22 protein-coding genes are annotated in these 25,729 nt (G+C 57.5%); 9 read left to right on the forward strand and 13 right to left on the reverse strand.

Annotation, left to right across the window (positions count from 1 at the left end; all coding sequences use genetic code 11):
- Window positions 1–122: 122 nt before the first annotated feature.
- The 3 genes from IB265_RS14485 to IB265_RS36500 all read right to left on the reverse strand — a co-directional run bounded on the left by IB265_RS14485 (window position 123) and on the right by IB265_RS36500 (window position 6,157).
- Window positions 123–1,034 carry a GlxA family transcriptional regulator gene (locus IB265_RS14485; RefSeq protein WP_210334494.1) on the reverse strand — a complete coding sequence of 304 codons (912 nt, stop codon included), beginning with the start codon at window positions 1,032–1,034 and terminating at the stop codon, window positions 123–125.
- 178 nt (window positions 1,035–1,212) lie between these two features.
- On the reverse strand, window positions 1,213–4,224 hold the full coding sequence (locus IB265_RS14490) for an FAD-binding and (Fe-S)-binding domain-containing protein (RefSeq protein WP_192371306.1): 3,012 nt from the start codon (window positions 4,222–4,224) through the stop codon (window positions 1,213–1,215).
- A 58-nt stretch (window positions 4,225–4,282) separates the two neighbouring features.
- The gene (locus tag IB265_RS36500) at window positions 4,283–6,157 is read right to left on the reverse strand and encodes an amidohydrolase family protein (RefSeq protein WP_210334495.1); all 1,875 of its coding nucleotides are present in this window, start codon (window positions 6,155–6,157) and stop codon (window positions 4,283–4,285) included.
- A 414-nt stretch (window positions 6,158–6,571) separates the two neighbouring features.
- On the opposite strand from IB265_RS36500, the gene IB265_RS14500 reads away from it, so the two are divergent.
- Entirely contained in the window at window positions 6,572–6,922 is a 351-nt protein-coding gene (locus IB265_RS14500) for a hypothetical protein (RefSeq protein WP_192371216.1), read from the forward strand.
- A gap of 83 nt (window positions 6,923–7,005) precedes the next feature.
- Window positions 7,006–7,407: a cupin domain-containing protein gene (locus tag IB265_RS14505; protein ID WP_192371215.1), complete on the forward strand. Its 402-nt coding sequence runs from the start codon at window positions 7,006–7,008 to the stop codon at window positions 7,405–7,407.
- Between the two features lie 101 nt (window positions 7,408–7,508).
- Here IB265_RS14505 and IB265_RS37755 read toward each other — a convergent pair whose 3' ends face one another.
- Window positions 7,509–7,625, reverse strand: coding sequence for a hypothetical protein (locus tag IB265_RS37755; protein ID WP_192371214.1), 117 nt, complete (start codon window positions 7,623–7,625; stop codon window positions 7,509–7,511).
- Window positions 7,626–8,094: 469 nt separating this feature from the next.
- Here IB265_RS37755 and IB265_RS14515 point away from each other — a divergent pair, with 469 nt between their 5' ends.
- Complete coding sequence (locus IB265_RS14515; RefSeq protein WP_192371213.1) at window positions 8,095–8,754, forward strand: carbonic anhydrase; 660 nt, start codon at window positions 8,095–8,097, stop codon at window positions 8,752–8,754.
- Window positions 8,755–8,814: 60 nt separating this feature from the next.
- Window positions 8,815–9,246, forward strand: a complete 432-nt coding sequence (cynS, locus tag IB265_RS14520; RefSeq protein WP_246805941.1) for a cyanase — start codon at window positions 8,815–8,817, stop codon at window positions 9,244–9,246.
- 461 nt (window positions 9,247–9,707) lie between these two features.
- Here the strand turns inward: cynS and cynR are convergent, their stop codons facing one another.
- The 4 genes from cynR to IB265_RS14540 form a co-directional block, all read right to left on the reverse strand.
- Window positions 9,708–10,595 carry a transcriptional regulator CynR gene (gene cynR / locus IB265_RS14525; protein ID WP_192371211.1) on the reverse strand — a complete coding sequence of 296 codons (888 nt, stop codon included), beginning with the start codon at window positions 10,593–10,595 and terminating at the stop codon, window positions 9,708–9,710.
- 987 nt (window positions 10,596–11,582) lie between these two features.
- Window positions 11,583–12,347 carry a metallophosphoesterase gene (locus IB265_RS14530; RefSeq protein ID WP_192371210.1) on the reverse strand — a complete coding sequence of 255 codons (765 nt, stop codon included), beginning with the start codon at window positions 12,345–12,347 and terminating at the stop codon, window positions 11,583–11,585.
- A complete protein-coding gene (locus IB265_RS14535; protein ID WP_192494861.1) occupies window positions 12,344–14,248 on the reverse strand; it encodes an AAA family ATPase in 1,905 nt (634 codons plus the stop codon). The genes IB265_RS14530 and IB265_RS14535 overlap by 4 nt, the downstream gene beginning before the upstream one ends.
- A gap of 42 nt (window positions 14,249–14,290) precedes the next feature.
- On the reverse strand, window positions 14,291–14,677 hold the full coding sequence (locus IB265_RS14540) for a hypothetical protein (RefSeq protein ID WP_192371208.1): 387 nt from the start codon (window positions 14,675–14,677) through the stop codon (window positions 14,291–14,293).
- Window positions 14,678–15,178: 501 nt separating this feature from the next.
- Between IB265_RS14540 and IB265_RS14545 the strand changes: the two genes are divergently transcribed.
- The gene (locus tag IB265_RS14545; RefSeq protein WP_192371207.1) at window positions 15,179–15,712 is read left to right on the forward strand and encodes a PIN domain-containing protein; all 534 of its coding nucleotides are present in this window, start codon (window positions 15,179–15,181) and stop codon (window positions 15,710–15,712) included.
- Window positions 15,713–15,883: 171 nt separating this feature from the next.
- On the opposite strand, the gene IB265_RS14550 is transcribed toward IB265_RS14545, so the two are convergent.
- Window positions 15,884–16,282, reverse strand: coding sequence for a SyrB-like regulator (locus tag IB265_RS14550; protein ID WP_192371206.1), 399 nt, complete (start codon window positions 16,280–16,282; stop codon window positions 15,884–15,886).
- A 200-nt stretch (window positions 16,283–16,482) separates the two neighbouring features.
- On the opposite strand from IB265_RS14550, the gene IB265_RS14555 reads away from it, so the two are divergent.
- On the forward strand, window positions 16,483–17,106 hold the full coding sequence (locus IB265_RS14555) for a hypothetical protein (protein WP_192371205.1): 624 nt from the start codon (window positions 16,483–16,485) through the stop codon (window positions 17,104–17,106).
- 89 nt (window positions 17,107–17,195) lie between these two features.
- On the opposite strand, the gene IB265_RS14560 is transcribed toward IB265_RS14555, so the two are convergent.
- From IB265_RS14560 to IB265_RS14570, 3 genes are all read right to left on the reverse strand, one after another.
- Window positions 17,196–17,555, reverse strand: coding sequence for a hypothetical protein (locus tag IB265_RS14560; RefSeq protein WP_192371204.1), 360 nt, complete (start codon window positions 17,553–17,555; stop codon window positions 17,196–17,198).
- 311 nt (window positions 17,556–17,866) lie between these two features.
- Window positions 17,867–18,595, reverse strand: a complete 729-nt coding sequence (locus tag IB265_RS14565) for a hypothetical protein (protein WP_192371203.1) — start codon at window positions 18,593–18,595, stop codon at window positions 17,867–17,869.
- A 33-nt stretch (window positions 18,596–18,628) separates the two neighbouring features.
- Window positions 18,629–19,837: a trypsin-like peptidase domain-containing protein gene (locus IB265_RS14570; RefSeq protein WP_192371202.1), complete on the reverse strand. Its 1,209-nt coding sequence runs from the start codon at window positions 19,835–19,837 to the stop codon at window positions 18,629–18,631.
- Between the two features lie 883 nt (window positions 19,838–20,720).
- On the opposite strand from IB265_RS14570, the gene IB265_RS14575 reads away from it, so the two are divergent.
- The 3 genes from IB265_RS14575 (at window position 20,721) to IB265_RS14585 (ending at window position 24,085) form a co-directional block, all read left to right on the forward strand.
- A complete protein-coding gene (locus IB265_RS14575) occupies window positions 20,721–21,905 on the forward strand; it encodes an adenylate/guanylate cyclase domain-containing protein (protein WP_192371201.1) in 1,185 nt (394 codons plus the stop codon).
- A gap of 232 nt (window positions 21,906–22,137) precedes the next feature.
- Window positions 22,138–22,596, forward strand: a complete 459-nt coding sequence (locus tag IB265_RS14580; RefSeq protein WP_192371200.1) for an NUDIX hydrolase — start codon at window positions 22,138–22,140, stop codon at window positions 22,594–22,596.
- Window positions 22,597–22,654: 58 nt separating this feature from the next.
- Window positions 22,655–24,085 (forward strand): aldehyde dehydrogenase family protein, encoded by a 1,431-nt coding sequence (locus IB265_RS14585; protein WP_192371199.1) that lies wholly within the window; start codon window positions 22,655–22,657, stop codon window positions 24,083–24,085.
- A 378-nt stretch (window positions 24,086–24,463) separates the two neighbouring features.
- Here the strand turns inward: IB265_RS14585 and IB265_RS37760 are convergent, their stop codons facing one another.
- On the reverse strand, window positions 24,464–25,549 hold the full coding sequence (locus tag IB265_RS37760) for an MFS transporter (protein ID WP_375293066.1): 1,086 nt from the start codon (window positions 25,547–25,549) through the stop codon (window positions 24,464–24,466).
- Between the last annotated feature and the right edge of the window lie 180 nt (window positions 25,550–25,729).

The following is a 25,729-nucleotide window of genomic DNA, read 5'->3' on the forward strand; positions in this document are numbered from 1 at the left end:
GGGATCGTAGGCGAAACACACGGGGGCCTGAACCGAATGTCCGACGGTAAGTATCAAATACCCGCCATAGATCGGACAGCGGTCAGTGGTTCGTCGCTACGATTCCTGTTATGTAAGGCTTTTCAGAACTGAGACCTGTCGGATTTCCGACGTTCGTCGCTTGGAGTGTTGCCGAACAACCGTCGATAGGCACTTCCAAGGTGCGATGCAGAAACAAAGCCGCAGCGTAGCGCGATAGTCGCTATGGCATCGCTGCTTTCTCTCACCAGTCGCCGGGCTTCATTCAACCTTGCGTTCAAATAGAACCGCTGCGGTGTCATCTTGAAATGCTGGTGCCACAACCGCTCCAGCTGCCGAGTCGAAAGGCCGCTCTGTTTTGCCAACGCATCAATCGGAACAACGTATTCGAGGTTCTGCTCCATGATCGCAATAGCGGACGCGAGGCGCGCGTCATGTATGTCATAACGCCATTGGATGGCCATCCTTTGATGCTCCTCCGGCCCTCTTATGCGAGTGTGGAGAAACTGCTCGGCCGTGTCCGCTGCGAGCTTAGCGCCGTAGTCACCGGATATCTGAGCCAACATTAGGTCGATCGCGGCTGTTCCACCACCACACGTCCAGCGGTTCCCATCGCGGACGTACAGGTCGCGAGTTACCTCGATGTCCGGGAATTCTTCGGCAAACTGCGCGAATGCTTCCCAGTGAAGGGTGCACCGTTTGCCCAGCAGTAGTCCGGCACGCGCCAGAATGAAGGTACCCGTGCTCAAGGCTCCCAAGGGCATGCCTGTAACGGCCAACTTCTGCAGGTATTGCAGGATTCGCTTCGGGCGCTTGCTCTCGATGTCCAGGCTTGCGACGACAAACAAGCGGTCCAGTTGAGGAGCATCGCTGATCGAGACGGTTCTCGTTTCGAACCCGCTGCTGGATGTGATGATCCCGCCTTCTTCCGAAAGAAGGAACCATTCATAGAGGCTGTCGTTCTTAAGTCTGTTTGCCGCCCGCAGGGGCTCGCTCGCAGATGCGAGCGCCATCATGGAGAATTGCGGCAGGAGCAGCAAACCGACACGGATTGGAGCTTCATTTCTAACTTGCATCGTTCCGGACGAACGCCGCCTCCTCAACTCTCGGGCCGCTTCGGCACACGTATATAGCGGCGGCACGAAAAGAAAACCGGAATTAGCGATCAGTCACAGGCTCGATATCTACAAACGACTATCGCAATTCAGCGAGCAGAGCTTCAATTGGATGCCGCAAGGACACAGCGTCGATGTCAGCGGCCTGTGACCTACAGGAAAACCCATCCGCTAGAAGCGGGCCTGACTCGGCCTGGGCTACGTGGCCCGCCCAGCTCTGGGAATATATACGCTCCGACAACTCCCTGTGCTCTGCTTCGTGGCCAAAGGTGCCAGCCATTCCACAGCAGCCCGCAGCCTCGATTGTCAAATCCAGGCCGCAAGCGTCAAACACCGTCTTCCATGCGGAAACGGCTCCTTGAGCTGTGCTGCGCTCAGTACAATGGGGAATAAAGCGAAACGGTCGCCTATGAAGTGCGCGGGGCAGGAAATCAGTCCGCCCGCACAGCCACTCCTGTATGAGCGTAACTTTCGGAAGCTTTTGGTGCGGTAAGGCGGCTTTGTATTCCGAACGGTAAGTCAGCGTCATGGACGGGTCGATGCCTACCAATCGCACCCCTGTGTCCTCGAGCGCCCTCAGGCAAGCCGAGTTCTTTCTCGCTACCCGTCCGAACTTGCCGAGTAACCCGTGGACATGCAGAGGCTTGCCATTTGGCCAAAGGGGAGCAAGCCATGGCTGGATACCCATAAGCCTCAAAAAGTCGATCACCGCCAGCAGGACGCGGGGGTCGTAATACGTGGTGAATACGTCGGACACGATGACCACGCTGAAATGACGCTCCTCTGCGGTAAGGGCGGACAATGCCGCGGGCGTTGCGGTCTTGATGGAACGCGCTCGGAGTTCTCTTCCGAGCCGAATGGGTGGGAGCCTTGGCGTGTGAACCAGGCCGAGGAGCTTTACCACGCCCGTGTCGGTGACGAAATTAGTCAGCCGCGGGAATAGAGCCATGAACGGAAGCAAATCCTCGAGGCTGGCCAGGACGTGATGCCGAAGGGGCCGGAGATATCGACCATAGTAGAGTTCGAGAAACTTCGACCTGAATGTCGGAACGTCGACCTTGATCGGGCACTGTCCGGAACATGACTTGCAAGCGAGACAACCGGACATCGCTTCGTAAACCTGATGCGAGAAGTCTTCCGGATCGCGGCGTAGCGTGGCCAGCGTCCGACGGCCGAGGTTGCGCCATGGCGGTGACTTTCGTATCCGATCAGCCTCCGACGCGGGATCGATCCCTGCGGACGCCATGCGCCGAAGCCATTCCCGCATCAACTGCGCCCGCCCCTTTGGAGAGTGCCGCCGCTCCCTGGTACCCTTCCACGAAGGGCACATAGGCTCGTCTGGGTTCCACGAAAAGCAAGCGCCGTTTCCGTTGCAATGAAGTGCTTCGTCGAAGTTCGCCCTCATGGAGGGCGTGAGTTGTCGATCGAATGAGCCTTTCGTCGGCACATCGTCTATCCGGATAAGTTCCTTCCCGGGGGGCACTGCGATTTTGCCCGGATTGAACTGATTTCGCGGGTCGAAGGCAATCTTCACTGCCTGCAGTAAAGGGTAAAGCTTTCCAAAAACCCTCGGCGAGAACTCGGATCTCAGACCCTTTCCATGCTCTCCCCACAGAAGACCGCCGAAACGCAGCGTGAGCTCCACGACTTCCTCGGTTATTTCCCGTATCAGACGTTCGGCACCATCCATCTTCATATCGATCGCCGGGCGAACATGCAGCACCCCCGCATCGACATGCCCGAACATCCCGTACTTCAGACCCCGCCGATCAAGCGCTGCCCGGAACTCCAGTATGTAGTCGGCGAGATTCTCGGGAGGTACGGCGGTATCTTCCACAAACGCGATAGGCCGGCTGTCGCCCTTCATATTGCCGAGAAGTCCCACGGCCTTCTTTCGCATATCCCAAATTTTCTGAACTTGCGGCCCGCCGCGGGCGATTGAATAGCCTCGCCTTCCCGTCCCCGAGGTATCGTCGCGGAGCTCGGCAACCAGCGGTGCGAGAGCGTTGTCGATCTCTTCCTGGCTCATTCCCACGACTTCAATGAGATTGATGCCTTTGATCGGCCCGGCACCGTCGTCAGGGAAGTATTGCCTCACGGCATCCCAAATGGGATCCTCCTGAGCAAGCGCGAGCACTTTAGAATCGACGGTTTCGATCGAGGCAGGCGACAGGCGCATGAGGGCCTGAGCGTCTCGCAACGCCGCATCGAAGCTGTCATAGCGCTGCGCGACAAGCGCCTCGTGTGTGGGGATCGGTATGAGGTTAAGCACTGCTTCCGCCAGGAAGCCGAGCGTCCCCTCCGATCCGCAAAGAAGAGCGTTCAGATCAAACTTGCCGTCTTGAGTGCGGATGTGGGCCAGATCGTAGCCGGTGAGGCTCCGGTTCAACCTCGGAAAGCTTCGTCTGATTTCATGAGCATTCGCCGCATGGAGTTGTGCAATGCACCGGTGGATCGTGCCGACGAGGTCATCTCTAGCCATGACTGCGTTCAGCGATGCATCGTCCAGAGGCGCCGAATGCCAGATAGTACCATCCGATAGTACCGTCACCAGCTCGAGAACATGATCGCGGGTTTTACCGTAAAGACACGAACCTTGACCGCACGCATCCGTAGATATCATACCGCCGATAGTAGCGCGGTTTGACGTCGATAGTTCCGGAGCAAAAAACAACCCGTAGGGTCTCAGGGCTGCGTTGAGCTGATCCTTGACTACACCTGTTTGCACGCGGACGGTGCGCCTGACAGGATCGATGTCGAGGATGCGGTTCATGTGTCTCGAAAGATCGACAATCAAGCCCGAATTCAACGATTGACCGTTTGTTCCGGTTCCTCCGCCTCGCGGCACGATGACGATGTCGATAAAGCGCGGTTCTGACAGGAGTTTGGCGATCCGGACGAGATCGTCATTGTCCTTCGGAAAAACCACCGCCTGAGGTGCGACCTGATAGATGGAGTTGTCAGTCGCGAGGACGGTCCGATCCGCGGCGCTGAACGACATATCGCCCCCGAACCCTCTCGCTTGAAGTTCGGTGCAAAAGGCAATGTAGAGCGGCAGCGTGTCTGGTTGAGAGTGTAGGGCCGGGATCATGGTCATGTGCTCGGCCCTGCGCAGTTGATGCAGCGCAACCACGCAGGGCCTTCTATCTTTAAGCTGAACGGATAGCCTGATCAATTTCCTTGATCAGCTGGTGGAAGATCGGGTGGTCGGCCTGGTTCTGCTGACCGTGCATCATCCCGTCAATTATGAGCGGTTTGTCTCCGGCGTTGCCCGGATAGATGCCGTGAAGTCGGATCGATTCTTCGGGCATGTGGAGCGTATTCTGCGCGCCATGCACGATCAGGGCCGGAGGGAAGCCGCTCGCTCCCTTCAGTCCATTTTCCGGGTTGAATGCAACGTATTCCTTGTACGACTTCGCGGTAACGTGGCTACAACCCGGCCAAGGATCGACCCCTCCCGCTTCCGTGTAGGCACCCAGCTGACCGTCGACGTATTCCTGAGTGTCGGGGTCCAATGGATAGTAGCCTACCTTCGTGGCCTCGGTGCCGGTGTCGAACGGAGGAATTGCATCGTCATCTGCCAGCTGTTTGATAGCTGCATCGGCAGCAGCCGCATCTGCACGCAGGTCTTGAAGAGCGGGGATACTCGTGTAGCTCATCGGCACCCAGAACGCGATCTGGTCCTTGCCCTGCTTCGCTAGCTCGGCGACTGCGGCGAGGCTTGCGACCGATCCCATCGCCCAGGACGCGACCACAGGCATTGCCCCGAAATGTTCCTTTACCCAACGAACCGCCGCCAGCACTTCAGCGGTCTGATCGGCGAGGCTGACGTTTGTGACCGTAATGCCGTTCTTTTTCGCGGTGTTGCGGACCTCCCTGTTGGTGAAAAAGCCTGCGACGTCATATGTCATGACTCGGTAGCCCCGTGCGGCGAACGCGCGGCCAAAGAGTTGGCCGTACATGGAAACGCCACCCGTGAAACCTGAGTTAAATACCACCGGGGGGAGGCTTGCGTCAGCCGTCGCGGGCCGGAACACTCGGCCCGCCAGATTGATGTTCGCGTCGCCGTAGGCGACCGGAAACTCGATGTCTTCTACAATGATGTCCGTCATGACTTCTCTTTCTTCTGGACGAGGGAAAATCTTATCGGCTGCGCCGGTCAGCATCTGATGGACTGGCACCGAGGTGACCGCGCTTGCCGCGCTAGCGAGAGACCCAGAAAATTCGAGGGCTGCTGCGGCATCAAAACGGGCGGCAAAGCTACTTCCTTCGCCATCAGTGCCCACATGAGGGGCATCGCTGGCCGACAGAAGGATCCGATCTGGACCCACTCTGTCTATAATCGCCAGGACAAAGGGCAAAACGTTTGCGATCGTCGTGGATGTCCGGTAGCCGGGGCCCTTGAACCACACGTTTCCACGACGCCTTGCCTCTTCAAGCAGAGCGCAATAGCTCGGCTCATCTGCGCCGCGCTCCGCGTGGCAACTTCCCAGATGATCGATCAGGACGGGAATATGATCTGGGAGCTGCCGCAGTACACGAAGGTTGGTCTCCGCCTGCATCGCGTAGATATGGATGTGTTGATGCGAGGCCAACCTGCCGAAAAGAGCGCGCCAATCGTTTCCAGCGTATAAGCCATCCAAAATTTGGTCTGGCGGCGTGTCGTGCAAAACTATCCGTATCCCGACAACTTGCGGGTGCTGCAGACGCTCCACAGTGGCATATGCCGGATCGGCTTTGATCGTCCCGACGAGACGGACACCGCCGAACTTATCCGGCGCGCACTTCTTGAGATGGTCCATTTCCACAAACGACGCAAAAACGTTTGAGGAATCTGGAAGGATGCTTAAATGCACATTGTTTAGAAGCTCCGGCACTACACCAGCTTGCTCGAGCCGTTCAAGGTAGTCAGAGAGCGAATGGGGCGCGGGGGGCGAGTAGGGAAGCTGGCCCTCTACGTTCGCCAAATCCTCTGAAGTGTAGAAGTGGACGTGGGCATCCACAGATGCGTAATCAGTACTCATTGTCTTGCTCCCTGTTGGAAACAAGATATCTCCGCGCCGTATTCTAGCGGCCTGAGTACACGACGGCGTATATCAAAAGTTCGCCATCTTCAGAAACGACTCAGTCGGGATCTGGGGCTCACTCCCGGCTGATAACCCAGCGCGGACATGGCCGGTCGATGGAATTCGTAGCGGTACGGCGGCTCGCACACCGCTCGCATCGCACACGTCGGTCGTCCGCACCGACCGGTCGCGTGGATAGGAAAGGCTACCGGAAGGTCTAGGGCAACCTATCGTCTTGTCGACGGCAAGCATCGGTTCGGATGATAGCGGCAAACCCCTTCATTGCATCACTATACAGTCTAGCCGAACCTCAATTACCACCGACAGATCGGGATTTCGGCAAGTCGAATAGCGCGTTGAAAGGATCCAGCCGTGAAAAGCGTGGGCAGAACGGGCCGACCAAGCGCACAGATGGTCGCTATCGAGCAGCAGAACACTCGAATTGACACCATTAGCAGAACCTCGAACGGTCCGTCCTGGACGCTGGATTCCGGTCTGGAATGCAGTGGCAATAGGTGCGCGAACTGCCCTTCATGCTCAGCCGCCGAAGCCTTGGAAATCACAGGCCTTGCATTCTTCCTGACCGACGACCTGCTCGCCGATCCCGAAGCGAGCTACCTCGGCGTTCGTATCCGTGACTTGGCACTGCTGCCCGGGCAGACAGCAATCCAGGCGGTCAAAGACCGGGGATTGGACGGATTGGCGACATTCTGCACGAAATAGCGCTGTGGACCGTAAGTAGAGCTGCATTGTTCAGCCCTATTCTGCAACTGTCCAGATCGCAGAAATCTTAAAAGGAGATCAAGATGAAGTCGATTCTGCTCGCTACGCTTTGTTCGGCCGTCGCCGTTTTAGGAGCCACGCCAGTCGCCGCAGGGGGCGAGGCAAAGGTAACTCCGTTGATGACGAAAGATTTGCAGGATTACCCCGGGAAAGAAGGGCTGATGCTGAAGGTCGAGTACGAGCCAGGAGGCTCGACTCCTATTCACCGCCACGACGCACACGCTTTCGTCTACGTACTAGAAGGGTCGATCGTGATGCAGGTGAAGGGTGGCGAAGAGGTCACGGTTGCACCAGGGGAAACTTATTACGAAAGTCCCTCCGACATTCACCTGATTAGTCGCAACGCCAGCACCACCAACCCGGCCAAATTCGTTGTGGTGCTGCTGAAAAAAAAGGACCTGCCGGCGGTTATTCCTGTGAAGTGAACTCATCGCTCGACTTTCACGGTAATCGAGCCTGACTGAGTAGGTTTCCTTGTCTCCCACGGTGATTAAGGGACCGCCATCGGACTGACGTCCCCTCGATTTCAACTCTCCTGTAACGCGAAGAGAATCGCGTAGGTGTAGGTCATCTTGATGCTGGTCTTCTTCTTTTCCCAGAAGAACCAGAAGTGGCGCGACTGCTTCCTGATTATTGAATGCATTTGCTATCGCGACCGGCACAGGGGCTACCGAAGTGGCCCCCAGCGCAACCGGATCACGATCTTCAGGACCCGGCTGATCATTGCCAAGAAAGCGCTGTGCGGGTGAACGCCATCGCGTTTTATATAAGCCGATCTTGTATCGCTGGGTGTCGGCATTGAGACTGTCTTAGCAGTTGCCCTGAGCCTTTCTCGGATCGAACCGTCGGGACATATGGTCGACAGCGCCGTTGAACGGCCCCCTTCGGATAGGTCAATATCGTCAACTACTCCGTGCCCAATCGGCGAGTGACGACGCCGATCCGCGCTTCACGGCGCTCGGCCCGGAAGATTATTTCCGGAACACCGCGGCGGAGTGCTGACCATCCCGAGCTATAGGTAATGCCTATCATCCTGATAGCAACATAGTCTTGGACCCTATGAAACATCGGCGGTACTTCTGAGCCCGACCAAAAGGACGAGGTGATTAGCCATGCAGCACTTGATCGAAGGTCTCCGGAAATTCCAACTCGAAGCCTTTCCGAAGCGCTCGGATCTGTTCAAGCAATTAGCAACCCAACAGCATCCCACTACATTGTTCGTAGCCTGCTCGGATAGCCGAGTGGCGCCCGAATTTTTGACCCAGACGGAACCGGGCGAACTGTTCGTCATCCGCAACGCAGGAAACATTGTTCCGTCCTACGGTCCGGAACCGGGCGGAGTTTCCGCAACAGTGGAGTACGCCCTCGCAGTACTCGGCGTTACTGATATCGTTATCTGCGGTCATTCAGACTGCGGCGCAATGACGGCGATCTCAGAATGCAAATGCCTAAACCACCTTCCCGCGGTGGCCAATTGGTTGCGCTACGCGGACAGCGCGAAGGTCGTCAACGAAGCGCGGGAGCACGCCTCGAGCAAAGCAAAGCTCGACGCAATGGTGCGCGAGAACGTTGTCGCTCAAATCGCGAACATCAGTACCCACCCAAGTGTGCGGCTGGCCCTGCAGCAAGGACGCGTGCGTCTTCACGGCTGGGTCTTCGATATCGAGTCCGGCGCAGTCGAAGCTTTCGACGACACCTCCAAACAATTCGCACGTATCACCAACTTTCCCGGCAGCCGCTCAGTCGCACAGTACGAAGCCGCGGCCGCCTAACCTCCCGAAAGGAGACTTCACATGACCCAGTCACATGCATATCAGGATCGGAGCATCGCTTTGACCGCCGAGATTCTCGACAGCAAAGCTCAGAGAGACTTATCTTGGGAGCAACTCGCCGAGGGCACTGGCCTTAGCCTGCCCTACGTTACCGCCGCCCTTCTCGGGCAGCATCCCCTCCCGAAAGAGGCGGCGACGGTTGTAGGCGAACGGCTCGGACTTAGCGCCGAAAACATCTCCGCGCTTCAAACGATACCTGTGCGCGGGAGCATCCCCGGCGGCGTGCCTTCCGACCCGACGATCTACCGCTTCTATGAAATGGTGCAGGTTTACGGGACCACGCTCAAGGCGCTTGTCCATGAGCAATTCGGCGACGGCATCATCAGTGCCATCAACTTCAAAATGGATATCAAGAAGGTTGAAGACCCGGAAGGCGGCTCGCGCGCCATCATCACGCTCGATGGCAAGTTTCTCCCATACAAGCCGTTCTGATGATGTCGAAGCCGTACTGACCTGCCGCCGCCCCCGCGCTCTCACATCCCAATGAAAAGCCGCGGGAGACACATCAGCCTCCCCTCTGGTGTGCCGTTTGTATTCGGCCGCCCTCTCCCCTTACAAGCCTCTGCCGTTGGTAGGGGCTTCTCTTTTCCGTTTACGGTTCTCGCATTCGCGTCGTCGTCACGCCGCGTGACTGCGACATCACGATTTGGTTCCCGTGTGGTACTTTTTCTCGGCTTGACGCCGGACTAAGGGGTCCCAGAGCGCTTTCGCTTGGGGCTGGGGCGCGCTCTGGGATTGGGGGGCGCCAACAGCGGGGCCTCCGCTCCGTTGGCGCTGGTGCAGCAATTTCATGATATGGCGGATTCGGGCAATGCGACTAAGACCTTTGCGAGGGTGAGCCGGACCAAGGTCCTATGCGGCGGCTTCCCCGACCGGCCAGTTACGGCATCGTTCTAAAGGTCCAATTCCGCGAACTGGCAAGCCACTTCGCTGAATGCTCGGCTTGCTGCGCTCTGATACGCGTCACGGCGACGCAGGAGGGACGCCGTTCTCGGTTCGACAGCCGGTTGGAGGGGGACAGCGACCAAGCCATTCTGCCGCAGGGCGATCTTTTGCGGTAGAATGGTGGCGAGCTGGTTGCGACGCACGATCTCGACAATCGCGCTGATGGAGTTCGCCTCGATAGTCGTGCGCGCGGAGACAGCGTAACGCTTGCAATAAGCATCGATAAATTGTCGAGTGGCGAAATCCGCGGTGAGAAGCACCAGCGGCCCCTCCTCAAGCGCCCTCGAAGTCAGAATGTGCTCGTCCAACGCCCAGGGGTGTTCGCGGCCCACGACGACGCTTAGCTGCTCGGAAAACAGCGGGGTGCTATCGATCTCGGGAGAGTGAACGTCGTCGAACGCAATCCCGAGATCGAGCAAATCGCCGCTCAGTTTGGCTTCAATTCTGTCCTGCGTCATCTCTTCGACGGTAAGGTTGATTCTCGGATGCTTCGCATGGAACCGTTCCACAAGCGGGCCGATAAGGTAGGCGATGAAGGTCGGCGTCACCGCGAGGCGCAGCGAACCTCGGCTCAGGTCCTGAACATCGTCGATGGCCCGTTTCCCGGCATCAAGATCGATCAGAGCCCGGCGAGCATAATCTACGTAGGCCTTGCCCGCGTCGGTCAACCTCACAAGGCGCCCGGAGCGGTCAAGTAGCGGCGTTCCAAGCCGCTCTTCCAGTTGTCTGATCTGTTGTGACAACGTTGGTTGAGAGACGTGCAGGGCCTCTGCCGCGCGGGTGAAGTTTTGATGGTCGGCGACAGCTATCAAGTAGCGGATGTGGCGCAGCAGCATACGGCCTCACTATTTTGTGGACTGCCAGCTTCGTTCGCGCGCGGCGTCGACCGTCTAAGTGGAGCTCGGGTTTTATCCAGGTACACCCGTACGCTTACATTCCGGAACGGACTTTGGCACGAGCGCAGGCAGCTAAAGCTCTGCAGTCGCGCCGCCATCTCACAACCAGAGAACTAGAGATGACCCCGCCACTCAAAGTTCTCGGAATTTTCGTCAAGCAGCGACCTGCTGACGACCTATTACTTTTCGCGAGGGCCACCTCGAGCCAGAACCCGGCCGGCAGACTCTTTCGGTCTATTTGCCGTGTACTTGATTTCGAAGACGCCGTCTGAGTCAGTCACACGCTGCAGGCGTCCGGCCTTAGCTCCGTCGAGAACGTCGGCAACGTGTTTTTCCGCTTCCGCTCTTTCCCAAACACGAGCTGGTTCCAACAACGTGAGTACCTCAATTTATTTGTTCTAGCTGACAGATACCCGATTCCGGGCGATAAAAAAACTTCTGAATGAATTAAAGGCCTTCGATCCGACTGCGAAACAAACGAGGGCTTCCCCATCGGCGGTTTCGTTCTGATCCTACGCGAAGGTCAGGGTCTTGAATTTTGGCATGAGCTCCAAGTTCGTTCTCAACCAACCACGCCCTTTCGATGGGCTCTCGAATACACGAAGTCTCCGAAAACCCGGGGAGCTTCAGCCACTCATGACAAATCTCTAGGTCTCCGGCTCAGACGCAGTATTGCGGGACTTCTTTGGTCGCCGCTTGGGTCTAACGTGGTCCTTGCCGGATTTGATAACGATGCGCCGACCTAGTGGGACGAAGTCCGGCCCCAGGCCAGACCCGAAGGAGTCGCGTCTGGCAGCGCGGCGCTTCCGGGGCTTGTCTCCGTCTGACATGTGAAGCTCCCTTTTCGTCGATGCCTGTCCAGTGAGCGCGCTCCGATAACATGGAGCAGAGGGCGCGTTTCTCCGTGCTGGCAGGTGGTGATCGATGTCAAATTTCGACGACTAGCGATGCATCGAAACCGGTATGCTCTCCGGGATACCCCCGTGGATTTGAAACGACTCTTGTCTGGCCCACGACGTAATCCGCCCTGCGGTGCACGTGGCCGTGGACCCACAATCTCGGCGCTTTTCCTTCGATGAGCTCCTCAAGGTTCGAGGCGTAAGACGCCGATAGTAGATCTCCGCGGAACTCCGTTGGAATGGCTTGGAACGACGGAGCATGATGGGTAACAACTACTGTCTTCCGCCCCGTGCTGGTCAGCTCCGTTCCGAGAAATTCGCGCGTTTGCCGATGCATTCGATAGGCGTGGATCGGCTTGAACCTCCTGTATGGCTGCTTTGAGAACTTGATCTTGCGGTAGTCATTCATGCCCGCCTCGGCTGCCGCCATGGCAAGGGCGGGATCTCCTCCGAGCAGATGGAAATCGGTCCAGAGTGTTCCGCCTACGAACCGGACGTCATCGATGTCCACAGCATCGCTTTCAAGAAAGTGGACATTGGAATGGCGATCACCGAGAGCTCGCGCAGCCTTAATGCTCTCCTGTATGGAGCTCTGATAGCACTCGTGATTGCCAGCAACGAAAATCACCGGCATCGAAGGAGCGATGTTTGCCCCGAGCCATTCGATACTCGGGACGATTCCTTTCGTAAGGAGGTCGCCCGCGCAGATCAGAACGTCGGCATCGCGTGGCGGAGCAACCGGGAAGGGCTGGCCGAACTCGAGATGCAAGTCGGAAATGACCCAGGCCTTCATGGTGTGCTGCCTTCTGTCGGAGGTAACGAACAAGCGGCCCTGACATCCTCCGCGGTCAGTTCCAGTTGCTCCGACAGGAGCGAGGCGAGCGCTTCAAGGGCGCTTTGTTTCGCCGACAAAATTTCGGTTGCATGGTCGAGCCCAGCTTTTAGGCGTCTTTGTACCGCAGACCGCAAGTTCGGGTCGCCGCGGCGCAAGTTTTCCAATGGTAGCCGTCCCGATCCCGTCTCGCTCAGCAACTCGTCGCCAAAACCGAATCTCCGCTCCATCATCGTAGCGAAGTCTGTCGCGATGAAGAGGTCGGACTGTGGATCGCCGCCGGCAGCGGCCGAGTGGTCCCCGAAGACGATCCGCTCAGCAGCCATTCCGGCAAGGAAGATCGTGATGTTATCCGAATAGTATTTCGCCGTTGCCATAGATGGGTCGCTGTTCCGAAACTCGGTTAGACCAATCCGCCTCCAACCAGCCGCTGAGGGCCTTTCGCTGTTGATCGATACCCGGACGAGCGTTTCCGGGCGAACCTCGTGCCCGACAATCGCGTGGCCCGCCTCGTGCACGGCGAGGCGATACCGCTCTTCTTCAGTGAAAGATAGCATTGGGGGGAGCGCAGCATTCACCTCCGCCTCCGTCACTTTGCTGCCGGTCGCTCGCGCGGTACGCCTGGCTTCGCGGGCAAGTTTTTCGATGTCCGCGCCTGACCATCCCTCCGACGCCTTGAGAAACGCGCCGAGATCACGCAGCGAGGCATCCGGCAGGTGAAATCGCAGGATCGCTTGCCGGCTTTCATCATCCGGCAGGGAAATGGAGACCAGCTTGTCGATCCGGCCCGGCCTCAGCAGCGCGGGATCGATCGCATCAGCGTTATTCGTTGCGCCGATGACGATCACACCCTCGCGTCCGTCGATCGGATCGAGGCATTCCAACAGCCCGTTGATGACCTGGCGCTTGTAGTCGTGGTGCTGATCGAAAATGCTCCCCCGATCCCCAAACGAATCGAACTCATCGATAAATAGGATTGATGGCCGTTTCGCAAAGGCGTCCGAAAACGACTTTCGCATGGCTTTAAGCATGTCTCCCTGATGTCCGCGGGCCTGCCAAGACGCATATGAGGCATGAACGAGCGGAATGTTACAGGTACTCGCCAAAGCGCGTGCGAAAGTCGTCTTTCCACTTCCTGGCGGGCCGCTCAAAAGGATTCCCCGGTCGACGTCAGCCCAGTCGATCGCACCTCGCTTCCAGTCCCCGATATCCTGGGCAAGTTGCAGGCCCCAATCCTTCGCTTGTCCGTAGCCTGCCAGATCCTCTAGCCGGACATCGCCTTTGTCGCGACGCCGCACAGGCGGGCTATCGGGATCGGTCGACAGCGCCTTCAGCTGGCAGACAATACGTCCGACTGACCGCCCCGGTCGGATGGCCAGTCTAAGCTCGTGCAGGCTCTTGGTTGCCAGAAAATCCGAGTCTGCGTCGGTCATACGCAAGTCGAGTTGTCGAGCGGCCACTCTGAAATCGCTTGGCGAGGGCGGCCGCATGACGGCGCGGAAGTCAATTAGAAGAGCGAGCTCGGAAGAGATCTCGGTTTCCTCGGTGCAAAATAGGATCGCCCGTCGGACGAAGTAGAACGTCGAGAGTAAGTCCGTGCTGGACCGTGTAAATTCTGATGCCACGTCGACCAAAGCGGTGCGCATCCCGTCGTCGTCAAGTGCATTGACGACGTTTAGGAGTCGGCGGGCGGCGAACTGATAGATGTCCAAATCGTTCTGGTTCGGAACGACGATTAGAGCTACAAAACTGGAATCCGGCCGACGCAACAGGTGCCGAATAGCATTCCGAATGCCGAAGGACGCGACAACGGTGGCAAGGTTTTGCGGGAGCGTATCCCGCCCTTTCAATTTGAGAGTCATGGTGAGCCTCGATGGTGATGACAGGGACGACGTGGGGAAGGCTCACCCGCGTATTCGTCTCACCATCGTCTCGGGCCCGATAATCGCGTCATCCAACTCCACTTCGAGAAATCCTTGGAGGATCAGAGACGCTAGCGCGGCTACGGGCTGAGTCTCGCGAACAGCCCGGAGGCAGTCAGCGAACGAGAGCGGCCCCTGTTCGTCAAGAACTGAAAGCAACCTCATGCGGTCGCCCAGCGGGACGCTGTGGCCCGCATATCGCAACAGGTCCTTGGCGTTCCTCAAACGGAAGCCGTCGTACACTTCGGAACTGCTAACCTGGCGGTAACGGTGGGATTGTGCTTCGGCCGCGTCAGCGAGCTCCTCCGGGCTAACAACTTTGCGGTCGGGCGCGTCCAGTAGCCACCAGACACCTTGCGTGTCCTGCATTCTGAAGTCCGGAACGTGCTCTCCTCGCCAAGTCTCCAATGGTGATGGACTACAGCCCCAGGCAATCACGTCTGGATTCACGTCGAGGACGTATGCGAGGTCTCGAGCGACCTTAGATCGGTGCTTTGCGAATGCCGGGCCTTTTACAGAAGGGCGACTGGTGGAGAACTGCATAGCTTGACCGGCTTCGAGTGCGGTCTGCTGAATATGATCTGGGGATGTCATCTAAGACCTCGATACAAACCGAATTGACACCTCTCCGCTTGCGCGGCAGCGTTCAACGTATTCGTATCGTGAGCAGGACGAGCTTGATCATGCCTGGAACATATAAAGAACATTCAACATTGCGTCAAGAGGCTTCCCGCGGCTTCGCCGGGCGAACGCACCTCAGCTTAACGAGGCACTCTGTGGCAGCGTCTGCCTCTAGTGGCTGTTTTACGGGAAGTTAACTATATCCGGCGACCTTGGTAGAAATGTATTGGCTGACGCGAGACCGCAAGCATGGCCGACAACATCTTTCTGCTCGATACGAACATCATCAGCAATGCGAGCAAGCCGAAACCCCACCCCGCCATCGCAGAATGGTTGCTGGCACAAACCCGAGTGGCGATACCGTTTGCGGCAATCCTGGAGATTGAAACAGGCATTGCGGAGAAGCATCGGTCCGATCCCATCAGGGCAAAACAACTTTGGGACTGGCTGGATGGTGTCCTCGACGCCGAGTTCGAGTACCCGGTGCCAACCCCTCAGGTAGCGCGGCTACTCGGAGAGTTGACGTGCTGTAGGCCGCTCACCCATCTCTGGTTCGCAAACCCGCTGGCGGACAAGAGGAAACCTGGCCAGGATCTCTTCATCGCCGCGACTTCGATCGTGTACGACATGCCCGTCGCCACACTGAATGTCAGGGACTTCGAAGACATAGACAAGTATTTTCCGCTCCCCGGCGTCTATAACCCGGCCTTCGATGTTTGGGCGGTCCCACGACGCGGGTCGTCCGTTGCAGTTTGCGATGAGAGCGCGACTATGGTTGCGTGATGCGATTTGCTGGTCAGTCTTCGTTCCGTAGCCTCGAATGTCCTTTATGTTTGCAAGCCCAACCCGGACAGGGCTTCGTCACCTTAGGGATCGCACCAAAACCTTCCAGGCCAGGAGCACTCAGCGAAGGGGCGATGAAGGCCGATCGTACAACGATCGGCCCGGTAACGATCACGCAAGTCCGAGCCGTTTGCGAAGATCGGCATTCTCAGCCCGTAGCTTTTCGGCCAACGTCTTACGGAGGCGCACATTCTCCTCTTCTAACTGAACGAGGTCGGCGATCTCGTCTAGCACCGGTACCGTGGCCTTTATCGGCTGCTTCCGCACACTGGTCTTCGGAGACTTAGCGGGATCTTTCGCTCGCGCTTTGGGGGCCCTCGCCTGCGTATTTTCCTTCGGCTTCCTGCCCCTCTTTGCCGGGGCCGCAGAACTTGCTTCTGTCGCCTCGGAAGCAGCATCGGACGTGGTCTTCTTCTGCCGCGGACCACGCTTTTTAGCTGGAGATACTTCTGTCGGCGCGACCGCTGCCGCTACTTCGGGATTGCCTTCGATATGTTTTTCGTCTGCCATGCTTTGTTTTCCCTCTGAAACTATACGCACATTTCATATGGGTGCGTCGTAGAGTCAATAATCCACGTGTGCCCCTTGTCTCCGTCGCGCGGCTGATCTTGCGAGGGCGGGAAGTCACTTGAGAAATGCGCCTTGAACGCAAATCTGAAGTTCAGAATTTTAACAACCGCTGATATTCCCTCGACACTCTTTGGAGGTTGATGCAATCTGCGGAAGGCAAATTACCGTTGGGGGCGCACGTGTGGGACGCAATCCCGTATATCGGCGGCGGGCTGACGCTTGTCGCATTTGTTGTGGCAGCGCTAGTCCAGGCCTATGGCCTCAAACTCCGGAGCGCCAGGGAGAACCTGTCAAAAGTTCCCGAGCGTGACCGTTTGGAAGCCATGCAAATAGCGGAACAATACTTCCGGATTGATACCGATGGCTTCTCCCAGGCGAAGAGAATGGAGATTATTAGGCAGCAATTGCAGCTAAAAGAGCAGCGCCAGCGGCAAACGACGATTGTAATCCTTGTCGTTGCGGCATTGCTAGCTGCGGTGACAATTATTGCTCTCTTGAAAGAGGAACCAGGGATCGCTGCCGGCTCCGCAGTCCGAGAATATACCGTCTGCAACGTAGATCTCGATAATAGTCATAAATGCCCCCCAAACGACTTCCTTGAGAGAATTGGACACTCGGCGAGCCACGAAGATATTGTTCAGATCGCGGAGGCGCGATGCGCGCAGAAGGGACTTCGGCCCGCAATCCCCGCCGGCTACATGAAGTCCGACACGTCAGGTGGGAAATGGGGTGTTAATGTCATCGTTATTCGATGCATGACTTAGTGTGGCTTTAAACGGGCTTCTCCAGACGTCCGCGCCGCCAACTTTTTCGGATCGGCGGCGATCGCATCAGTTGCGACTCGCGCCCCGTCTCACGAAAACTTCATGTCTAGCACTGTCGCGAATTCACTTTTTGCGCGGTCAACGAACGAAATGATTTCGCTACGCGTGGCCAGTTTCTCCACCGGGCTGTCGACCTCGTATACGAGAGCACGGCCATCGCAACGGGTTCCCGCCTTGTTTTGCTCGCGCTCATCCTCATCGGGATAGTGACTGACGTTCCACACGCTGTGGTACCACGAATCGTCCTTGCGGAAGGATTTCACACATTTCCACCCGATCAGTCCCATCGTGGTCTGGGACGAGGCCGAAGGTTCGAGACGTGTCGGGTCGGGTTCGACCTTATCAGGCGGCACCACAGCAGTATCGGTCCTCAAACGAATCTCCAACATCCATTCCCCTGCCCTGGGTGCATGTCGATTATCACCGCTCCTGATCGACAGGAACGACGTCGAATGCAAGGGAATGTAGTCCCACGTCCACCTGTTGAAGGGGGACGTACCTCGCTGGGGGGATGATTGCTAAGGAGGCTGGACCACTGATAGAAGCTCAGTTCGGGAAATTGATCCGCAATGACTTGGACGGTGTCGAGGCAGCGTCTTTGGTATGCCCAGATCAGCCGGTAGGCGTCTCGTACGTTTGCTAGGAGCCCGCTCAGTTCGGCAGTCTTATTGGCATTCATCGGATGTTCCTAAAGTCGTAGTCAGTTAAAGCTTCGATCGATTCCATGCGCCAATTTTTGCTCTGGGGCCGGGGGCGTGTTCAGAGTCTCTGCGTGTCGATAATTCGCCAGCCCTAAAGCCTCGATGATGTCTTCGACAATGCGCCGGTCACGTCCTACGATCGACTTTTCGTGAAATTCCACGAGCGAACGCAGTAGATCACTCCAGTGGGCTGCGAGTGGGCGTATCTCGATATCGTGCTGTTCGAGTTCCCTGAGCAGTCTTTCTACAAGAAGGTCAGCTCGCGCCCCTATTCCACCAATGGCCATCAGGTAAACGCTTCGGGGAACGTCCTCCCCTTCCTCTTCCCTGGCGCTGTGATAGGCGGTCCACTGTCGCCGCCACTGGTCGGCATATTGGGCAGGAGCAGTGCCGAACTTTGCCTCCACAATCACGTCGATGCGAACTGCAGGGTCTCCAACCTGGAACTGGAGAAACACATCGGGCTCCACGGTCGACGCTTCACCCTCTTCCAGCCATCTCGGCCAGAATTCGACATCCAGGAGTTCGACCATGCGATAATCGGGAAGCTCAGGAAAGGCGCCCCGAAGGATCGTCCACAATACTGGCCCGTCGAGGTAGGTCAGGCGTCCGAACACCGAAGCCGTCAACAAATCTTCCGATGCGCGAAACACTTGTCGCCAGCTCGCGCCTGACTGAATCTCCGACTTGAGCCTCCCGGCTTTACCATTGGTCAAGGCGACCAGCATCGATACACACCTCCCCTTTTAGACCCGCGACAGCTATTTTACGCCCAGATCGACGCCCTTTGTCGCCTTAGGTCGCCCCAGCGTGTCTTTCAACCAGCACTCATTCTTCTTCGCAACATAGGCGAAGGCCCGGCAGGCATTGTCACCGACGCAGGCCACAAAGCATTCAAGGTAATTCGTGCGAGTAAGCCGTTTGTAATCGCCGCCGGGAATATCGACTCCGGAGTAGCTTGTGAAATCAGATACGATAACGTCGGCCGCCTTTGCCGACGAGTACGCCGCCATGGCGTCGCTGTTGCGTATCAGGGCCACCACGTTGTCCTTCAGGAAACAGAACCGATGCTTGGCGTTGTAGGTTATAGCCTTGCATTGACGGTCAGTCTCGCATGCAGTCCGGCAATCCTGGTAGCTGACGTTTTTGAGGGTCCCGTAGTCGAATCCAATCGCGTCGTAGCCGCTGGCGTCGAGTAACGGGACGTTTGCTGTGGCTCTGGGAATGTTGGTTACAGTATCCTGAGTTTGCACCGACGATTGCTGCACCGGCGATCCGTAACATAGGATTTGGAAAACCGAAGGGGCAATTATGTCGGCGAGATCCGCAGTCGTCATAACGGGCTGTGCCGGCACTTTGTCGCCGGAGTGACTCTGGATGTTTTGTGATTGCATGAATAGATCGCCGACCGAGCCCCGGATGGCGAAGTTAATGTTCTGCGCCGTAATCCCGATTTCGTCGGCTGCTTGCTTCGAGAAGGTCGCGCTTGTGACCCCTAAAAGAAACCCGTCACGATCAACCACAGGGCCGCCGGAGTTTCCCGGCTGTATGGGCGTCGATATCTGGATGTATCTCGTATCGTTTTTCAGCCCTGCCAAAGCGTTCACGTTGCCCGTGGTGATCTTAACGGAATCCGAAAGCAGGTCGGCGAGCGGGTAACCGATCGAGACGATGTCTTCTCCAAGCCTGGTGGGCGTACGCCTGAAAGTCAAAGGCTTGAGCGGTAGTCCGACTGATACCTTGACCAAAGCCAGGTCGTTGGTCGCATCGATCCGCGGGTCGAAGGCCGCACCTTTCCCCTTTATCTCGATGCGGCTGCATTTCTCGACCACATGCGCGTTGGTCATGATCCAGCCGTCGGATGTTACGGCAAAACCGGTGCCCGATGACGTGGGGTTGTCCGCGAATGCACTCGTGCTTATCGCCAGCGCGACGAATTTTGCCGCCATAAAGCGGAATTTGGTCTTCATTTCGATCCCTCAGCCTCGGGGACCGTAGAGGAAACAGCTCACTGTCTTCAACCGTAATCTGCAGTGGATGGCGGAGTTGTTTTATGGCCTCTTAACAAAGATCCGTGCAGAATGGACACCCGTCAGGAAGGGGATGTCGAGGTCTCGCCGCCGTCCGGGAATGCGTTTCGTTCTTCAGAAAAAATATGACTTTCCTTCGATTCAACGCCACGACCGTCTACGTTGCCGCTCTTATAGCCGCCGCGCTCTTCTTCCATGGCGCCCCGACGGCGAACGAGCCTTGCAGTGGAAGGAAGGGCGGCATCAATCACTGCCAAGGCTCGACGTTTATATGCAACGATGGTTCGGTGAGCGGCAGCAAAAAAGATTGCCAATCTTACATGGGAGGCGCTTCGCTGATGGGATCGGCTGCTTCCGAGATGGCCCCTAGCGCGACCGGAAGCTGTTCCTGCAACAGCGGAACCTATTGCATCGGTCCTCGTGGCGGGCACTTCTGTATTACGGACACCGGCTCGAAAAGCTACTTGAGGAAGTAGATGAGGGTTTTGACCACTCGCCTGCGCGCAAAAGTAACAAGGACACCAGGGCCTTCAGGGCTCGGAGTGTTCACGCGAAGGTCCGATAACCTTGTTCCTTCGAACCGCAACATGCGGCAGCCCCGTACGGTGTAAAGCAGCCCTCCCCACGAACTCCGCAATCTCCGGGCATACCTTGGTACATCTACCAACAGCGGTCTAAGTGTTGTTATCTATTGAGAGTTTGCTCCTCGGAACAGCCGTAGCGGTAACGCACCCAGCAAAATAGTTCGGCGGAACATAATCGGTCATAGGCCTGAGGTTCGTTACTTCCATTCCTGTGATGAAACCAATGGAAGCTGGCGAAAATGGGACTTGATCAAACTATAGATTTCCCCGTTCAGATCATTGACTGGCTCTCGGCGGGAGTTCGGGATCAAATGCAGGCAGAGAGGATCTTTGCCGAGCTTTGCACGCGCCTCGTTCTGTTTGGCATCCCTCTAAGCAGAGCGACGCTGCATCTCCGTGTCCATCATCCGCAATGGCTCGGCACGCGAATGGTCTGGATGCGAGACCAGTCCGAGATACGCGTTCAGACAGTGTCCTACGACGTTGAGGCAACCGACGTTTTCCGGCGAAGCCCGTTCCAGATGGTCATCGCGACTGGGAAGAGCGTCCGACAAAAGCTTCAAATCATGGGCCCGCATCGCTTCGCGGTTTTCGAGGAACTGAAGCAGGCCGGTCATTCGGACTACGTCGCTTGGCCATTGGACCATACGCAGGGTCGCCGCCATCTTCTCACGTTCGCAACAGATCGAGCGGGAGGCTTTTCGGCCCGCGAACTGGCGATCCTTAATGCGCTCCTGCCGTGGTATTCGCTTGTCACGGAGATTCGCCTGAAAGATCAATTGGCTCGAACGCTGCTGCAAACATACGTCGGAGTGCATCCTTCTGAGGAAATTTTGCACGGTGCTACGACGCGTGGCGCGGGTGCGACGATAGAAGCGGCCATCCTCATCTGCGACATGCGTAACTTCACGCGCTTGTCTGACCGCCTTCAGCGCGACGAACTCATTGGGATTTTGAACCAGTTCTTCGATGTTGTCGGAGAACCCATCGAAAAGCACGGCGGAGAAATTCTGAAGTTCATCGGTGACGGCCTGCTGGCGGTTTTCCCAATGGACCGCGCAAATGCGTGCCTCCAGCTTCTCACGGCTGTCCGCGAAGCATATGACGCAGTGTCGCGGCTCCCGCTCGCGGCCGAGCCGCTACGCTTCGGCACCGCCATTCATGTCGGCGAAGTAATGTATGGCAATATCGGATCCAAGAAACGTCTCGACTTCACCGTGATCGGCTCTGCGGTTAATCAGGCCTTCAGGCTCGAGGCGCTCACCAAACGTCTGGGTCGTCCCGTTTTGCTCTCGGGGGATTTTGTGAAGGCATCGGGTTGCCACGGTCAGACGGACATCCTCGGGCTTCACACAATCGATGGCATCGCCAATGCGATCGAAGTGCACGCCCTGCGCTTCGACGGCGCTGGTGTACCAGGCTAGCATGAATTGAATCGACGCAGCATCACGGGTTGGCGACACGAGCAGATCTCAATCTATACCATCGTTTGAGTTGCCTCGTATCGGAAAACCGAGTGATAATCTGCGAGCATCCGCGTGTTTAACGTGAATGGGGCCTGTCAACGAGGCCCTCTCGCCTCTGCGCCCAGGTGGGTGTCCGCCAGTGTTCCGGAGAGAGCACGGCTGCAGCGCCACTGCGCTAAAGTGAACAGAAATGAAAAAACACGACAACACAGCTTCAGCAATCGATCCAGACATTAGGCAACAAGTCGCAGCACTTCCCTTTCGCTTTTCACAAGACGGTGAGCTGCAGGTGCTCGTTATAACGTCGCGGGACACCGGCCGTATTATTATCCCGAAGGGCTGGAAGAAGAAGGGCCACAAGAAGCCGGAGGCCGCTGCAACAGAAGCCTTTGAGGAGGCAGGCGTCCTTGGGGAAGTGCACCGAAAGCCGCTCGGAACCTATAAATACTGGAAGCGCAATGAACGCGAGTTCGAACAACTCCAGGTGCTCGTGTACCCGCTCCGTGTGACGAAGCAGCGCTTAGACTGGCCCGAGAAGGGGCAGCGCAAGGTGTCGTGGCTTTCTGCTGAGGACGCAGCGCTGCTCGTCGACGAGCCGCAGCTCGCAACTATCATCCGTAACTTCGCGGACAACTCATTGAACGCGTGATTGCGTGCGGCGAGCATCAACATCACCCTCCACGCACTTCAAACTTACAAGGACGCACATGCTGCACCAAAACCTGATTGCCGGCGAATGGATCGGTGGCAACGGGGTTGCCAACATCAACCCTTCGAACACCAACGACGTGGTGGGGGAATATGCCCTTGCCTCTGCCGACGATGCGCATGCCGCGATCGCCGCCGCTAAGGCAGCCTTTCCGGCCTGGTCGCGTTCCGGCATTCTCGAGCGCCACGCGATCTTGAGAAAGGCCGCCGACGAGATTCTCGCCCGTAAAGACGAGCTCGGAAGGCTGCTGTCGCGCGAGGAAGGCAAAACACTTGTCGAGGGCATTGGCGAGACGGTGCGCGCCGGCCAGATCTTCGACTTCTTCGCCGGCGAGTGCCTGCGGTTGGCGGGCGAGGTGCTGCCGTCGGCAAGACCCAATATCGGCGTCGAGATCACCCGCGAGCCGGTCGGTGTCGTCGGCATCATCACGCCCTGGAACTTTCCGATCGCCATTCCCGCCTGGAAGATCGCGCCGGCGCTCTGCTACGGCAACACCGTCGTCTTCAAGCCGGCCGAACTGGTGCCCGGCAGTTCCTGGGCGATCGTCGACATTCTTCACCGCGCCGGCCTGCCGAAGGGTGTCTTGAACCTCGTCATGGGCAAGGGCTCGGTCGTCGGCCAGGCGATGCTCGACAGTCCGGACATTCACGCCATCACCTTCACCGGCTCGACCGGCACGGGAAAACGCGTGGCGCTGGCCTCGGTCGAACACAATCGCAAATACCAGCTGGAAATGGGCGGCAAGAACCCCTTCGTCGTGCTTGACGACGCCGATCTTGCGGTCGCGGTCGAGGCGGCGGTCAATTCCGCCTTCTTCTCGACCGGCCAGCGCTGCACCGCGTCTTCGCGCCTCATCGTCACCGAGGGCATTCACGACCGTTTCGTCGCCGCCATGGGTGAACGTATCAGCGCGCTCGTCGTCGATGATGCTCTGAAGTTTGGCACCCATATCGGCCCGGTGGTCGATGAGCGCCAGCTCAATCAGAACACCGACTATATCGCGATCGGCCAGCAGGAGGGCGCAAAGCTTGCCTTCGGCGGCGAACTGCTGAAACGCGACACGCCCGGCTTCTACATGCAGCCGGCACTGTTCACCGAGGCTACGAACGAGATGCGGATTTCTCGAGAGGAGATCTTCGGTCCGGTTGCTTCCGTGATCCGGGTGAAGGACTACGACGAGGCACTCACTGTGGCCAACGACACGCCGTTCGGCCTGTCGTCGGGCATTGCAACAACAAGCCTCAAGCACGCGACCCATTTCAAGCGCAATGCCGAGGCCGGCATGGTGATGGTCAATCTGCCGACCGCGGGCGTCGATTTCCATGTGCCCTTCGGCGGCCGCAAGGGCTCGTCGCACGGCTCGCGCGAGCAGGGCCGCTATGCCGCCGAGTTTTACACCACGGTGAAAACGGCTTACACATTGGCGTAGCTCAGGAATATGCGGTATCGTCGAGACAACTGTCGGCGATACCCCCCTCCCCGGAAAACTACTTGACGGCGCAGCCGCAGCATAGACCTGCCAAAAGTGGCACCGATCCAGCACCTGATCCCCCGAAACTTGCGTTCGCCCGGCCGTCCCCGTCGTGAGATTCGATCGGTTATTAAACTGGCGGCAAAAGCGATCTTACGGCACGTCTCAGCTTTGAGGCCAGGTCGCGCTGCGGTGATCTCGCCCAGCTAGACGATAGGGTAGAATATCGACGCAACATTCATCTTCGCAGTGCCGCTGCGGAGATGACCGCCAACATCCCGCCCGCAGCTAGAGTGCTGAAGGCAAGTCCCCACGACAAGGAAGCTGGAGCGAAGTCTACGGCCAAGCCAAAGACAATAGGCGACACCGAACCCGCGCCAACCCAAAAATAGATCGCACTCCCAGCGCCCGGCCAAGCTGCGATGGGGGCACGACTTCGGTCATGGCCGAGGACAGAACCGCGGAGTCGCCAATGATCGCAAACCCGTAGACCGCGACTACAGGAAGCAGAAGTGCGACGTTAAGCTCACCAAGCCAACCTATGACGAGCGAACAAATGGTTCCGATGACTGAAAAGCCCACGAGAACCGGTTTGGCGCCAAATCGGTCCGCTGCGTACCCCGAAAGGAAAGAGCCCAAAAAGCCGGAGACATGGAGCGTAACCGCCGTCCAAAGGCCTATTTCGATGCCTGTCATGTGATGTTGAGACAGCAGCGACGCCGTTAGAAACGCGGGAATCCATGCCCATGCCCCGAACGACTCCCACGTATGACCTATGTGCCCGAGAGTAAGGAAACGCGCCTGTCGCTTCCAGCGCCGATCATCGTGTGTCTTCACTCGGTCCGCTGGCGTGGCAGGATCAACAGCGTGCCTAGTTGCGACGACGCTCAGTGCTGAGCCGACGACTGCTATTGCCGATGTGACCGCGAACGACAGCCGATAGTCCGCGACGGCGAGCATGACGTTTGCAACAAGAATGGAAATTACGTAGCCAGCTGACATACCGGCGAGGATCCACCCCACTGCCGAAGCCTTTCGATGGGGCTGTGCGTTCGTCGAAGCGAGAATAATGGCCGGCGTGTAACTGGCCCCTTGAGTAGCTCCCAAAAGCGCCATGCATACCAGTGCGCTTTCGAAAGAGCGCGCGCTCACGGCAAAAAAGACAGCCGAAACCGCGCATGCAATCGCCGACCAGACGAACACTCGCTTTTCACCGAACCGGTCGCACAGAAAAGAGACGACCAATAAGGAGATAACAAAAGAGGCTGTAAATGCTCCTTGAACCGTCCCGGCTCGAGCCGCTGTCATTTGCCAAGCGTCCATAAGCGACCGCAGGCAGGCGGGATAAGTCATGAATACCGCGGTGGTGCATGCCCGAGCGAGGACGAGCATCGGCATGTGCACTGAAGACGCGTGTCCCATCGGGGACCGTTCAATTACATCAATGATGGAAGAGCGCAGCAGGATTTCCGTTTGAAGCTTCTAGTTCGTTACAAATCGGCCCGTGTCAACGGCGCCGCGCACGACTTCGGTAACAATGGTTACCCTGTCGTTCAGTGCGCGCCGTAAGCGACCCTGACTGATATGAGGTTAGGCCAAGCT

It is taken from the genome of Ensifer sp. ENS10 (assembly GCF_014852025.1).
Classification (GTDB): Bacteria; Pseudomonadota; Alphaproteobacteria; order Rhizobiales; family Rhizobiaceae; genus Ensifer.

Excerpts from the sequence above, each read along its gene's own strand:
- IB265_RS14485 (WP_210334494.1), bottom strand. The coding sequence starts at position 1,034 with ATGATGGCGCTCGCATCTGCGAGCGAGCCCCTGCGGGCGGCAAACAGA.
- IB265_RS14490 (WP_192371306.1), bottom strand. The coding sequence starts at position 4,224 with ATGATCCCGGCCCTACACTCTCAACCAGACACGCTGCCGCTCTACATT.
- IB265_RS36500 (WP_210334495.1), bottom strand. The coding sequence starts at position 6,157 with ATGAGTACTGATTACGCATCTGTGGATGCCCACGTCCACTTCTACACT.
- IB265_RS14505 (WP_192371215.1), top strand. The coding sequence starts at position 7,006 with ATGAAGTCGATTCTGCTCGCTACGCTTTGTTCGGCCGTCGCCGTTTTA.
- IB265_RS37755 (WP_192371214.1), bottom strand. The coding sequence starts at position 7,625 with ATGCATTCAATAATCAGGAAGCAGTCGCGCCACTTCTGGTTCTTCTGG.
- IB265_RS14515 (WP_192371213.1), top strand. The coding sequence starts at position 8,095 with ATGCAGCACTTGATCGAAGGTCTCCGGAAATTCCAACTCGAAGCCTTT.
- cynR (WP_192371211.1), bottom strand. The coding sequence starts at position 10,595 with ATGCTGCTGCGCCACATCCGCTACTTGATAGCTGTCGCCGACCATCAA.
- IB265_RS14530 (WP_192371210.1), bottom strand. The coding sequence starts at position 12,347 with ATGAAGGCCTGGGTCATTTCCGACTTGCATCTCGAGTTCGGCCAGCCC.
- IB265_RS14535 (WP_192494861.1), bottom strand. The coding sequence starts at position 14,248 with ATGACTCTCAAATTGAAAGGGCGGGATACGCTCCCGCAAAACCTTGCC.
- IB265_RS14540 (WP_192371208.1), bottom strand. The coding sequence starts at position 14,677 with ATGCAGGACACGCAAGGTGTCTGGTGGCTACTGGACGCGCCCGACCGC.
- IB265_RS14545 (WP_192371207.1), top strand. The coding sequence starts at position 15,179 with ATGGCCGACAACATCTTTCTGCTCGATACGAACATCATCAGCAATGCG.
- IB265_RS14550 (WP_192371206.1), bottom strand. The coding sequence starts at position 16,282 with ATGGCAGACGAAAAACATATCGAAGGCAATCCCGAAGTAGCGGCAGCG.
- IB265_RS14555 (WP_192371205.1), top strand. The coding sequence starts at position 16,483 with ATGCAATCTGCGGAAGGCAAATTACCGTTGGGGGCGCACGTGTGGGAC.
- IB265_RS14560 (WP_192371204.1), bottom strand. The coding sequence starts at position 17,555 with ATGTTGGAGATTCGTTTGAGGACCGATACTGCTGTGGTGCCGCCTGAT.
- IB265_RS14565 (WP_192371203.1), bottom strand. The coding sequence starts at position 18,595 with ATGCTGGTCGCCTTGACCAATGGTAAAGCCGGGAGGCTCAAGTCGGAG.
- IB265_RS14570 (WP_192371202.1), bottom strand. The coding sequence starts at position 19,837 with ATGAAGACCAAATTCCGCTTTATGGCGGCAAAATTCGTCGCGCTGGCG.
- IB265_RS14575 (WP_192371201.1), top strand. The coding sequence starts at position 20,721 with ATGGGACTTGATCAAACTATAGATTTCCCCGTTCAGATCATTGACTGG.
- IB265_RS14580 (WP_192371200.1), top strand. The coding sequence starts at position 22,138 with ATGAAAAAACACGACAACACAGCTTCAGCAATCGATCCAGACATTAGG.
- IB265_RS14585 (WP_192371199.1), top strand. The coding sequence starts at position 22,655 with ATGCTGCACCAAAACCTGATTGCCGGCGAATGGATCGGTGGCAACGGG.
- IB265_RS37760 (WP_375293066.1), bottom strand. The coding sequence starts at position 25,549 with ATGGGACACGCGTCTTCAGTGCACATGCCGATGCTCGTCCTCGCTCGG.